This window comes from Vibrio sp. M260118, assembly GCF_036533755.1.
Classification (GTDB): Bacteria; Pseudomonadota; Gammaproteobacteria; order Enterobacterales; family Vibrionaceae; genus Vibrio.
Map to the genome: position 1 here is coordinate 1 of NZ_JATABG010000062.1, position 12567 is coordinate 12567.

The 12567-nt window shown below is 46.5% G+C and carries 9 protein-coding genes; 7 read left to right on the plus strand and 2 right to left on the minus strand.

The annotated features are described in order from the left end of the window. Positions 1-54: 54 nt before the first annotated feature. The 7 genes from QTO00_RS06130 (at position 55) to rnd (ending at position 7568) form a co-directional block, all read left to right on the plus strand. Complete coding sequence (locus QTO00_RS06130; protein ID WP_331423684.1) at positions 55-1965, plus strand: ATP-dependent DNA helicase; 1911 nt, start codon at positions 55-57, stop codon at positions 1963-1965. A 68-nt stretch (positions 1966-2033) separates the two neighbouring features. Beyond that, complete coding sequence (gene tsaB / locus QTO00_RS06135; RefSeq protein ID WP_038206903.1) at positions 2034-2735, plus strand: tRNA (adenosine(37)-N6)-threonylcarbamoyltransferase complex dimerization subunit type 1 TsaB; 702 nt, start codon at positions 2034-2036, stop codon at positions 2733-2735. 34 nt (positions 2736-2769) lie between these two features. Beyond that, positions 2770-3072, plus strand: coding sequence for a hypothetical protein (locus QTO00_RS06140; protein ID WP_038206907.1), 303 nt, complete (start codon positions 2770-2772; stop codon positions 3070-3072). Between the two features lie 22 nt (positions 3073-3094). Continuing rightward, a complete protein-coding gene (locus QTO00_RS06145; protein ID WP_331423677.1) occupies positions 3095-3649 on the plus strand; it encodes a Slp family lipoprotein in 555 nt (184 codons plus the stop codon). Further along, positions 3649-4503: an alpha/beta hydrolase gene (locus tag QTO00_RS06150; RefSeq protein WP_331423678.1), complete on the plus strand. Its 855-nt coding sequence runs from the start codon at positions 3649-3651 to the stop codon at positions 4501-4503. Before QTO00_RS06145 ends, QTO00_RS06150 begins: the two co-directional genes overlap by 1 nt. Before the next feature lie 112 nt (positions 4504-4615). Next, positions 4616-6304, plus strand: coding sequence for a long-chain-fatty-acid--CoA ligase FadD (gene fadD, locus QTO00_RS06155; RefSeq protein WP_331423679.1), 1689 nt, complete (start codon positions 4616-4618; stop codon positions 6302-6304). A gap of 148 nt (positions 6305-6452) precedes the next feature. Then, complete coding sequence (gene rnd, locus QTO00_RS06160) at positions 6453-7568, plus strand: ribonuclease D (RefSeq protein WP_331423680.1); 1116 nt, start codon at positions 6453-6455, stop codon at positions 7566-7568. Positions 7569-7633: 65 nt separating this feature from the next. Here the strand turns inward: rnd and QTO00_RS06165 are convergent, their stop codons facing one another. Both QTO00_RS06165 and rne read right to left on the minus strand, forming a co-directional pair. Then, positions 7634-9193, minus strand: coding sequence for a SulP family inorganic anion transporter (locus tag QTO00_RS06165; protein ID WP_331423681.1), 1560 nt, complete (start codon positions 9191-9193; stop codon positions 7634-7636). A gap of 298 nt (positions 9194-9491) precedes the next feature. Further along, positions 9492-12455: a ribonuclease E gene (gene rne / locus QTO00_RS06170; RefSeq protein WP_331423683.1), complete on the minus strand. Its 2964-nt coding sequence runs from the start codon at positions 12453-12455 to the stop codon at positions 9492-9494. Positions 12456-12567 lie beyond the last annotated feature (112 nt).

Below are 12567 nucleotides of genomic sequence, written 5' to 3' on the forward strand. Positions count from 1 at the left end.
ACTGGTATTAAAAACTGCCATAATCTTCTCCCTTTTATCAATTCTCTGCTGAGCATGATTTCAAAGATCTTTTCCTCCGAGGGGGCTTTGGGTAAAGCCATCCCCGGGTTTCAACCACGCCAAGCTCAGCTTGATATGGCTGAATCGGTTGCTAGCGCGATCAAAAATCAAGGCCAAGTGGTGGTTGAAGCCGGCACCGGAACAGGGAAGACTTTCGCCTACTTAGTTCCCGCGTTGTTGAGCGGAAAAAAAACTATCATCAGTACCGGCTCGAAGAACCTACAAGAGCAGTTGTTTCACCGCGATTTGCCTCTCATGACCAATGCGCTTGGTTTTTATGGTCAAGTTGCGCTGCTCAAAGGCCGCGCCAACTATCTCTGCTTAGATCGCCTGAGTCGTCAAATGGTTGAGAGCCACAACCAAACCGCTGATCCCACCTTACTAAGCCAACTGGTTAAAGTACGTAGTTGGTCATCAGAAACTAAAACCGGGGATCTTGGTGACTGCGACGCGATTGCCGAAGATAGCCCTGTTATACCAACCATTACATCAACCAACGAGAACTGCCTTGGTAAAGAGTGCCCGAGTTATCAAGAGTGCTTTGTACTTAAAGCTCGAAAGAAGGCGATGGATGCCGACATGGTAGTGGTTAACCATCATCTATTCTTGGCCGACCTTGCGATTAAAGAGACAGGGTTTGGTGAGCTGATACCAGAAGCAGAAGTGTTTGTATTTGATGAGGCGCATCAACTGCCTGACATAGCTAGCCAGTACTTCGGCCAGTCGCTTTCAAGTCGGCAGATTCAAGAGCTGTGTAAAGACATTGAAATTGCCTACCGCACTGAAGTCAAAGATATGCGTCAGCTGCAAAAAGCGGGCGAGAAACTCCTTCAAACGGCTATGGACTTGAGAATAGTGCTTGGCGAGCCTGGCTTTCGTGGTAATTGGCGCGAGGCCATTACATCTCCATCAATTGGTCGAGAGTTAAGGCGCTTAGAAGACTCGCTCGATTTCGTGCTTGAAGTGATTAAGTTAGCATTGGGGCGTAGCCAACTGCTTGATAGTGCATTTGAGCGAGCGAATACAATTAAAGCGCGCCTCGATCGAGTATGCGATGTATCGATTACCGGCTATTCCTACTGGTATGAAACCACGCCGCGCCACTTTAGCCTACACATCACACCTCTGAGCGTAGCGGAGAAGTTCCACGAGCAGATCGAACTCAAGCAAGGTGCTTGGATATTTACTTCTGCGACCTTAGCGGTAAACGACGATTTTGGTCACTTCACCTCTCGTTTGGGGCTGACACCTAAAGCGAAAATGTCGCTGCCAAGCCCATTTGATTATCACAACCAAGCTAGGCTATGCGTACCTAGATATCTACCTGAACCTAATAGTCCGGGGATGGCAGACAAGCTCGTAAACATGCTTACTCCTGTGATTGAGCAAAATCAAGGCCGCTGTTTCTTCCTCTGCACTTCTCATAGCATGATGAAAGAGCTCAGTGAGAGATTCAGACAGAGGCTGAGTGTTCCGGTTTTGATGCAGGGTGAAACCAGCAAACAGAAAACGTTGGCTGAATTTATGGAGCTTGGCAACGCTCTGTTAGTTGCCACTGGCGCATTTTGGGAAGGGATTGATGTTAGAGGTGACGCCTTGAGCTGTGTTATCATCGACAAATTACCTTTTACCGCTCCTGATGATCCGCTATTAAAAGCGCGCATTGAAGATTGTCAGCTAAAAGGTGGTGACCCGTTCTCTCAGGTACAAATCCCAGATGCGGTTATCACGTTAAAGCAGGGGGTAGGGCGATTGATTCGAGATAAGAAAGATAAAGGGGCGTTGATTATTTGTGATAATCGACTGGTGACCCGCGAATATGGTGGTGTTTTTCTTGCGAGTCTACCACCCATTCCTCGCACGCGAGATTTAGCTGTAGTGCAGGATTTTCTTGAACATAAATAATCTAATCAGTGGCTTGCTATTAACGGCAAGCCGCAAATATTCAAAACAGACCAAAACCAGAGATATCAATGAGTGTAAAGATCCTTGCTCTAGATACAGCAACTGAGAACTGCTCAGTTGCTCTTTTAGTTGACGACAAAGTTTACGTGCGCAGTGAAGTGGCACCTCGTGACCACACCAAGAAAGTGCTTCCAATGGTTGATGAAGTGCTGAAAGAAGCGGGAATTAGCCTCGCTGACCTTAACGCGCTAGCATTTGGTCGCGGTCCTGGTAGCTTTACTGGTGTACGTATTGGCATCGGTATTGCACAAGGTTTAGCATTTGGTGCAGATCTTCCCATGATCGGTGTTTCAACGCTGGAAGCAATGGCGCAAGGGGCTTATCGAAAACATGGCTCAAGCTATGTAGCAACAGCGATTGACGCCCGAATGAGTGAAGTTTATTGGGGGCGATTTACTCGTCAAGAAGATGGCACTTGGCAATCTATTGATACAGAGTGTGTCATTCCACCGCAGCTTGTTTCGGACAATAGCGTTGCAGATGAGCATGTGTGGTTGACAGCAGGTACAGGTTGGGAAGCCTATGCGAACCAACTCGAAGGTATTAAATTCAGTACTGATAAGAGTGATGTTTTGTTCCCTGATGCGCAAGATATCGTTCAGCTGGCTAAGTTTGAGTTTCTGCAAGGCAATACCGTGGATGCAGAAGAGGCGAGTCCAGTTTACCTTCGTGATACAGTCGCTTGGAAAAAGCTTCCGGGCAGAGAATAGGCCCCATAGGCCCATTAACACATAGACGGATAGTATGGTTTCAATCAACGGATTACCTCCTTCGCTGCCCGGTCCTAATAAGGCCAACAAAGCAAACAAAAAGAGTGAGGTAAAAAAATCTGAAGATAAGTCACCGGTTAGCCAACCAACCAAGGTGGCCAACGCGGTTGCTCACTCTATCCGTCATGTTAGTGAGTCTGAGATACATCGTGCTCAAGTACAATATGATCTTCCTGAAGGTCGCAGCCGTAAAGCAATGGAAGAGTATATGGACGTGATGCACCAAGCTAAGCGCGAGGAACTTTCGCAAATGCTGGGTGTCGATATTTATATCTAAGTTAACCGTAATTTATAGCCTTATGTCTCAACGAACTGTTAGGTTCCTACTTGCTTTAGTTGGTGCGCTTTCTCTCTCTGCCTGTAGTTCTCTGCCTGAAAATCTAAAATCCGAAGACCCTAATCTGATTACTGATTATCAAATCTGGCAGTCGGTCGGTGAAGACGCATCTCAAGTTAGACTTGGTGGTCTAATCGCTAGCGTGACCAACCTAGAAGATCAGACTCGTATTGAAGTGGTTAATCTGCCCATCAGCTCGTCTGGCAAACCAGATATAAACCAAGAGCCTGAAGGTCGTTTTGTTGCTTATGTTGATGGCTTTGCCGATCCGGTCGCATTATCGACGGGTAGATTGATCTCTCTACTCGGTGAGAGCCAAGGTCTAGAGCAAGGAAAAGTCGGCGATTACTCCTACGATTTTCCTGTTATGAAGGCAAGTGGTTTCCACTTGTGGCGTATTGAAGAGCGCGTCATTGTTCAGGATATCGACAGCTACTTCTATCCGTGCCACGGACTCTACTGTCGAGATTTTCGCTACGGCACCAGACAGGGTAAAGTCATTCAAGAAGTGAAATAATGCGCAATGAGTGTAAACGTGATATCTCCATAGGACATATTGCGACAATCGAATATGGACACAGTGAAACGGCCGATATTTCGGTCGTTTTTTTGCATGGCTGGCTCGACAATGCGGCTAGCTTTGATTCAGTGATGCAAGACTTACATCGTCTTAATCCAGAGTGGCATTTATGTGCAATTGATCTACCGGGTCATGGTCTTTCTAGCCACAAAGATGCGTGCAATTTCTATCCATTTCATGACTATATAGACGACATTTATCAGCTTTTGGCTAACTTATCGCCAAACAGACTGGTGTTAGTCGGTCATTCGCTTGGTGCTTTGATTGCAAGTTGCTATAGTGCCGCCTTTCCTGAACAAGTCAGTGGCTTAGTTCAGATAGAAGGATACGGACCTTTGGCTGAAAAAGCGCACAATACGGTTTCTCGTTTACGTGAAGGCGTGTTAGCTCGGCAAAGGATTCGTAGAAAGCCTACTCGTGTAATGCGATCTGAACATGAAGCTATTCAACGGCGAGCAAAGGTCAATCAAATTGACGCTGAACTGATTGCGCCAATTGTGCTTCGTGGACTTGAAAACCATCAGTCTGGATGGGTTTGGAGACATGATGTTAAGTTGCAAAGCCAGTCTCTCTATCGCATGTCTTTTGAACACGCAGAAACGTTCCGCCAACAGGTGACTTGCCCTCAGCTTGTCATACTCGGTGAAGACGGCTTTTCTTATTTGCAGTCTGTGCAGCATGATGCTTCTGAATCTACTCGATTTGAGATGATCGAAGGTGGTCATCATTGCCATCTGCAAACTCCTTCTAGAGTATCTAGTCTAATATTTGGCTTAGTTAACAAAATTTAAACAAGTGTTTGAGACTTTCGTGCTCAAGGGCTTGGCCTGTGCTGTAATAGGCGACATACAAAATAGAGCTATTCACTTTGATGACAGCCAGCTAATTTCGAGGAGTATTACCGTGGATAAACCTTGGTTATCACGCTACCCAGAAGGTGTGCCAGAGCATATCGACCCAGATAAGTACCCATCACTAGTGGAAATGTTTGAACAGTCGGTTCAAAAATTCGCTGACCAACCGGCCTTTGTCAATATGGGTTCGGTGATGACATTCCGCAAACTGGAAGAGCGTAGCCGAGCATTCGCGGCCTATTTACAGAACGACTTAAAGTTACAAAAAGGTGATCGTGTTGCCTTGATGATGCCTAACTTACTGCAATACCCAGTGGCACTTTTTGGTGTTTTACGCGCTGGCCTAATTGCGGTAAACGTCAACCCGCTATACACGCCGCGTGAGCTTGAGCATCAGCTAAATGATTCGGGGGCGAAAGCGATTGTTATCGTATCGAATTTTGCCAACACGCTAGAGCAGATCGTTGATAAGACCCCGGTTAAACACGTGATACTGACTAGCCTTGGTCAAATGCTTCCACGTGCCAAAGGTACTGTCATTGATTTCGTGGTTAAGTACGTTAAAGGTATGGTACCTAAGTACGATCTGCCAGGCGCTATTTCAATGCGTAAAGCGCTCCACAAAGGCCGCCGCTTACAGTACGTGAAACCTTTCATGTCGGGGGACGACATTGCCTTCCTTCAGTATACAGGCGGTACTACAGGTGTTGCTAAAGGAGCGATCCTGACTCATCGCAATATGATTGCAAACGTTCTACAAGCAAAAGGTGCTTATGGACCTGTTTTGTCTGAAGGGCGTGAACTGGTGGTGACTGCGTTGCCGCTTTATCACGTGTTTGCCTTAACGGTTAACTGTTTGTTGTTTATTGAAATGGGTGGGCAGAATTTACTGATTACTAATCCCCGTGACATTCCTGGCTTTGTTAAAGAGTTACAGAAATACCCATTTACGGCAATTACGGGTGTAAACACCTTGTTCAATGCGCTCGTAAGCAATGAAGATTTTCATGAGCTTGATTTCAGTAAACTTAAACTTTCTGTGGGTGGTGGTATGGCGGTGCAACGTGCCGTTGCAGAGCAGTGGAAAAAAACCACAGGTATTCACTTGCTTGAAGGTTATGGATTAACAGAATGCTCACCATTGGTAACGGGTAACCCATATGACTTGACGGATTATACAGGTGCAATTGGACTACCAGTACCGTCTACCGAAGTTCGTATCGTGGATGATGAAGGTAACCCGGTTGCGAATACCGAAGTCGGTGAACTTCAAGTGCGCGGTCCTCAGGTGATGCAAGGTTACTGGCAGCGTCCAGAAGCCTCTAAAGAGGTAATTAACTCAGAAGGTTGGTTATCGACGGGTGATATCGTTAAGTTTGATGAAGACGGCATGATTCATATCGTTGATCGTAAGAAAGATATGATTCTTGTGTCGGGCTTCAACGTCTATCCAAACGAGATCGAAGATGTGGTGGCGTTACATGGTAAGGTGCTAGAAGTAGCGGCTATCGGTCAACCACATGAAGTGTCAGGTGAGTTGGTTAAGATTTACGTCGTTAAGCGCGATCCAAGCTTAACCAAAGAAGAGATCATTGCCCACTGTCGTGAACACCTGACGGGTTATAAGGTACCTAAGCTAGTTGAGTTTAAAGAGGACTTGCCAAAAACCAATGTTGGTAAGATCTTACGCCGTGTTCTACGTGAAGAGAATGACGCTAACCTGTCTAAATCTAAGTAAGCGAACCAGAGTTAAGCAACGTTAACTGTTTGATGATAGAATGCCGACTAAACCAGTCGGCATTTTTATTGCTAATACCAATCTGGATAAGTAGATGATCAGAGACTTGTTTAGATTGGTATAACACATTGCTCATAGTGAGAAATTAGTGAATTATCAGATTATTACCCAGTCAGAACAGCTCGATGCTGTGTGCCTAAGCGCAAGAGAAGCCGATGTTGTGATGCTGGATACAGAGTTTGTCCGTACGAGAACCTACTACCCCCAGCTGGGCTTAATCCAGTTGTATGATGACGAAACACTCTCTTTGATTGACCCAACGGTTATTGAAGATATGACTTCATTTGTTGCTTTACTGAAAGATACTTCGGTACTTAAGGTGTTACACGCCTGTGGTGAGGATTTGGAAGTCTTCCATAACAGTTTTGGTTGTCTGCCTTACCCAATGGTAGACACTCAACTCATGGCCGCGTTCTTAGGTCATGGGTTATCGACCGGCTTTGCTGCTTTGGTCAATGAGTATTTAGGCGTTGAACTTGATAAGAGTGAATCTCGTACTGACTGGTTAGCAAGACCGCTGAGCGATAAGCAGCTCGATTATGCCGCGGCTGATGTTTACTATCTTCAACCACTTTATGAGCAACTATTTGAGAAAATTACTCAAGCTGGCTGGTGGGAAGCGGCTCAACAAGAGAGTGATTTAATTGCTTCTAAGCGCGTAAGAACGGTGAATCCAGATAGTGCGTATTTGGACGTGAAAGGTGCATGGCAACTCAAACCGCGAGAGCTAGCCATTCTTAAGCCTTTAGCCACTTGGCGCTTAAAAGAGGCGCTACGTCGTGATTTGGCGCTTAACTTCGTGTTCAAAGAGAATGACCTGCTTACTGTTGCCCGCTTAGGTATTCAAAACCGTCAGCAAATGGAGCAAGAGGGAATGGATTACCGCTCTGTACAACGTCACAGCGCGCGCATTATTTCTATTGTTAAAGCGGCACAGAAGACGCCTGCTGATGACTATCCTGAAAAAATTGAACGCCTAATGGATCTACCTGGCTATAAGCAGAAGTTTAAAGTGCTTAAAGATGAAGTTAAACGTGCTTCTCAGTCAAGTGGATTGGCAACCGAGTTTCTAGCGTCTAAAAAGCAGCTCAATCAGCTGATAAGTTGGGTGTGGAAGAAAGATCGAGATCCAGCTAAATTGCCTGATGTAATGCAAAGTTGGCGTCTGGAGTTGTTTGGTGAGAAACTGAATAAGCTACTATAGAAATACAGCATACAAGAAAACGGGCTTCCAATTGGAAGCCCGTTTTTTTATTTAGATTGGTATTGTTAACCCGCTAAAACGTCAGTAGCAACTTTGTAGCTTGGGTCTTCTTTAACGTTGATCTCAACCAAGCTGCCTGCTTTATCGAGTAGCTTGCGACAGTCTGGGCTTAAGTGACGCAGGTGAAGTGTCTTACCTTGTGCCGAATAGCGCTCTGCCAGTGTTTCAATCGCTTCGATTGCTGAGTGATCAGTAACTCGAGAATCGGCAAAGTCTACGATAACATCGCTTGGATCGCCGTGCGCGTCGAAGATCTCTAAGAAGTTTGCCACAGAGCCGAAGAATACTGGGCCGTGGATTTTGTATTCTTTAGAGCCTTCTTCATTGGTACGTGTGTCAGCGTAAATATGCTTAGCGTGTTGCCATGCGAACATCAGTGCAGATGTAATCACACCAACGAAAACGGCAATGGCTAGGTCAGTCAGTACAGTCACAACTGTAACGAGAACGATAACGAAGAAATCTTGCTTTGGTACGCGACGTGCAAGTTTGAACGTTGCCCATTCAAACGTACCAATAACCACCATGAACATAACACCAACAAGTGCTGCCAGTGGGATCATCTCGATAAGCGATGAAGCAAATAGGATGAACATCAGTAGCGCAACGGCAGCAACGATACCAGACAGGCGACCGCGACCACCTGAGTTTACGTTGATCATCGACTGACCAATCATCGCACAACCACCCATGGCACCGAACACTGAACAGGTCATGTTTGCCATACCTTGGCCGACACACTCACGGTTAGATTGACCGCGAGTATTGGTCATTTCATCCAGTACTGTCAAAGTTAGTAGAGACTCGATCAAACCGATAGCCGCAAGAATGATGGCGTATGGCAGAATAATTTGCAGCGTCTCTAGCGTAAGCGGTACTGCAGGGATTGAGAATGTTGGCAGTGAGCCTGCTAGTGTTGCAGCTTCATCTCCCGACATAGTACGTAGGAAATCAACAACTGTGCGTGTTTCCAAATCTAGGCCAACAACCAATGCAGTTACGGTAACAATAGCAACCAGTGACGACGGTACAGCGGTCGTGAATTTAGGTAAGAAGTGAATGATACCCATAGTAAGGGCAACAAGGCCTAGCATAAGCATCATTTGATCTTGAGGTAGCCAAGTAAGCACACCACTGATGTCCGGCGCTTTAAATTGTCCTAACTGAGCGAGGAAGATAACAATCGCAAGACCGTTAACGAAACCTATCATTACTGGATGCGGTACGATACGGATGAACTTACCCAGTTTGAATAGACCTGCGGACACTTGGAGAATACCCGCGAGCATAATAGCTGCGAATAGGTATTGAACGCCATGTGATGCTACCAGTGAAACCATCACGACAGCCATTGCGCCTGTCGCACCTGAAATCATACCAGGACGGCCACCAAAGATGGATGTGATAAGGCCAACGATAAATGCAGCGTAAAGACCGACCATAGGGTCTACACCTGCAACGAAAGCGAATGCGACGGCTTCAGGAACGAGAGCAAGTGCTACGGTCAGGCCGGACAGCACATCGTTCTTTACCGAGTGTTTAGAAAATTGCGGAAATTCAAACATAGTGGCTCAGTTTGGCTAAGTGTTTAAAAGTGTTCTGAATGACGTTTAGTCTCTGCCGAGCAAAAATGCAATGTAAAAGAGCAGAAGAGACGAGTGTTATAATTCAGGTCGAGTCGGCGCATGCTACCGAAAAGTGTGACTAAGTTCAAGATTGATACTGGCTTTGACTAATATTTGTGATAAATGGCGGCTAACAATTTATACAACAGGCTGTTAGCATTTTGATATCAATTCGAAATGGGGTTGGTGGCATAAAAAAACGGCCTCACAGAGAGGCCGTTTTCAATTTTGGATATGACTAAAACTGTGGTTTAGTCATTGCCGCGCCTGCTTGGTTGCTTGCAACTTGGCTACCAGCACCACGAGAGGCATAACGCTCTTGTTTCAATGGTGCTGCGTTGACAGTGATGTCTTTCATCTCTGTGCTACCAGGTGCTTTTGCCATTGGTGCAGAAGCAAAGCCTTTAGTGTTAGTTACAGCAACAGCTTCAGAAGGCTCTACAGCCACTTCTTCCTGCTTGATTTCAGCGACAACTTCAGGTTGAGAAACAACAGCTTGTTCCTCGACGATAGGTTGCTGTTTAGCCTCAACTTCAACAGGCGTTGGCTCAGGCACAACGTTTTGCTGTACCGCTTCAGCTTGAACAGGTTGCTCTACCACTGCTTCTTTTACAACGGCTTCTTCTACAGGTGTTTCAACAGTTGGTTGCTCACGACGTACAATCACTTTACCCATTGCCATTTCAGGACAAGCAAAGCCACCTAGTGAAGCGATTGTTGTTGTCTCGACTGACTCAACTTGCTCTGCTTTAGGTTTCTGCTTAGGAGCAGGCTTAGTGATACCGTAGCTTGGCATTACTTTACCCATTGCCATCTCTGGAGAAGCTACACCACCTTTACGTAGGCGGAATGGGTTAGGGCGACGATCACGACCGCGACGGCGACGTTGACCACTTGCACGCAGATGACGAGGAGAGCGACGGTTACGACGTTGCTTAGGTTGCTCCTCAGCGTTTTCTGCTTCTGTGTCTAGCGCTTTTTCTGCTACAGCTTCTGCTTTCGCTTCTACTGCAACTTGCTTCGCTTCTTCGTTAGCTTGAGCGTTAGCCGCTTGGTCTTTAACGCGAACTTGCTTAGAAAGCTTACGACGCTGACGGCGCTCTTTCACCTTAGCGGCTTTCTCTTGAGAGCGTTCTTTACGCTCTTGAGGCTTGTCGTCCTGCTGCGCGTCGGCGGCTAGCTTTAGACCTTCTTCGGCAACCTTGCTTGGCTTAGCATCGTCACGTTTGTTGCGGCGATCTTGCTTAGGCTTGCGATTTTGTTGCTTGCGATCGTTTGGCTTCGAGTCAGTCGCATCGTCACGTGTGTTCTTACGCTTATTATCGCGCTTGTCATCACGGTCACGGTTATCGCGATTGCCGCGGCGACGGTTGTCATTGCGGTTACGGCGATTGCGGTTGTTGCGATTGCCTTCGCGGCGATCTTTCGGTTTTTGCTCTTCTTGTTTCTCTTCTTCTTTGGCTGAACCAAATAGGAAGCTGCCTAGTGCTTTAAACAAGCGAGTAATCATACCGTCTTGCGCAGGTTGAGATTCTGATTTCTTCTCTACCGATTTAGGTGCTGGCTTAGCCGGTGCCGGAGCAGACTGACTCGGAGACGCAAAGCCTTTCAGAGCTGGCTCTTCAATCTTCTTCGGTTTCGCTTCTGCTTCTACGGCTGGTTCTCTACCTTCCGCTTCTTTCATCGCTTCAAGCTTAGTCGGAAGTAGGTAAGACAGTAGATCAAACTCTTCGCCTTCGCGAACACGGATCACATCGAAATGCGGTGTTTCCATATCTGAGTTTGGTACAACGGTGATCTTAACTTCTTGGATGCGCTCAATATGGTTAACTGAACGACGTTTTTCGTTAAGTAGGTATGAGGCAATAGGCACAGGCACTACAGCCAATACTTGTGCTGTGTTGTCCTTTAGTGCTTCTTCTTCGATTAAACGAAGTACAGATAGCGCTAGAGATTCATTGTCACGCACAACACCCGTACCACTACAACGTGGACAGATGTGGTGGCTCGCTTCAGCCAGAGATGGGCTTAGACGTTGACGAGACATTTCTAATAGGCCAAAACGAGAAATTCGACCAATTTGTACTCGTGCACGATCCATGCGAACAGAATCACGTAGACGGTTTTCAACTTCACGTTGGTGACGTACTGGCGTCATATCGATAAAGTCGATAACGACAAGACCACCTAAGTCGCGTAGACGAAGTTGACGAGCAATCTCTTCTGCCGCTTCTAAGTTGGTATTTAGTGCTGTCTCTTCAATATCGCCACCCTTAGTTGCGCGGGCAGAGTTAATATCGATAGAGGTTAGCGCTTCAGTTGGGTCAATAACGATTGAGCCACCAGAAGGCAGACGAACTTCGCGTTGGAACGCAGATTCGATCTGACTTTCGATTTGGTAGTGGCTAAATAGCGGTACTTCGCCATCGTATTTCTTCACACGGTTTACGAAATCAGGACGAACTAGACGGATGTGGTCTAGAGCGCGCTCGTAAATGGTGTTACTGTCGATCAGGATTTCGCCGATGTCGCGACGTAAGTAGTCACGAATTGCGCGAACAATCACGTTACTCTCTTGGTGAATCAAGAAAGGTGCAGCATTAGCGTCAGAAGCTTGCTTAATGGCGCCCCAGTGGTTTAGCAGTACATTTAAGTCCCACTCTAACTCTTCAGCGCTCTTACCAACACCCGCAGTACGTACGATCAGACCCATGCCTTGTGGTAGTTCTAATGTGCTTAGAGCTGCTTTAAGTTGGGTACGCTCGTCGCCTTCGATACGGCGAGAAATACCGCCTGCACGAGGGTTGTTTGGCATAAGAACAAGGTAACTACCCGCAAGAGAGATAAAGGTAGTAAGAGCTGCGCCCTTGCTACCACGTTCTTCTTTCTCCACTTGCACGATCACTTCTTGGCCTTCAGTCAGCACTTCTTTAATGCTTGGACGGCCTTGATATGTGTAACCTTCAGGGAAGTATTCGCGGGCAATTTCTTTAAGAGGGAGGAAACCGTGTCGTTCTGCACCGTAGTCAACAAAAGCCGCTTCCAGGCTTGGTTCGATGCGAGTGATACGTCCTTTGTAGATATTTGCTTTTTTCGATTCATGACCAGGGCTTTCGATATCTAAATCATATAGGCGCTGACCATCAACCAAAGCAACACGCAACTCTTCTTTTTGAGTTGCGTTAATTAGCATTCTTTTCATTGATAAATCTCGTTGTCATTTTTTATTTTTTCTTGTCACTTGGGTCGCTTTCACGGTGCCTGATCCCATGGCTTAATCTGTGCAGCCTCCCGGCTGGAGGGATGCTCTGGGG

Excerpts from the sequence above, each read along its gene's own strand:
- QTO00_RS06130 (WP_331423684.1), top strand. The coding sequence starts at position 55 with ATGATTTCAAAGATCTTTTCCTCCGAGGGGGCTTTGGGTAAAGCCATC.
- tsaB (WP_038206903.1), top strand. The coding sequence starts at position 2,034 with ATGAGTGTAAAGATCCTTGCTCTAGATACAGCAACTGAGAACTGCTCA.
- QTO00_RS06140 (WP_038206907.1), top strand. The coding sequence starts at position 2,770 with ATGGTTTCAATCAACGGATTACCTCCTTCGCTGCCCGGTCCTAATAAG.
- QTO00_RS06145 (WP_331423677.1), top strand. The coding sequence starts at position 3,095 with ATGTCTCAACGAACTGTTAGGTTCCTACTTGCTTTAGTTGGTGCGCTT.
- QTO00_RS06150 (WP_331423678.1), top strand. The coding sequence starts at position 3,649 with ATGCGCAATGAGTGTAAACGTGATATCTCCATAGGACATATTGCGACA.
- QTO00_RS06165 (WP_331423681.1), bottom strand. The coding sequence starts at position 9,193 with ATGTTTGAATTTCCGCAATTTTCTAAACACTCGGTAAAGAACGATGTG.
- rne (WP_331423683.1), bottom strand. The coding sequence starts at position 12,455 with ATGAAAAGAATGCTAATTAACGCAACTCAAAAAGAAGAGTTGCGTGTT.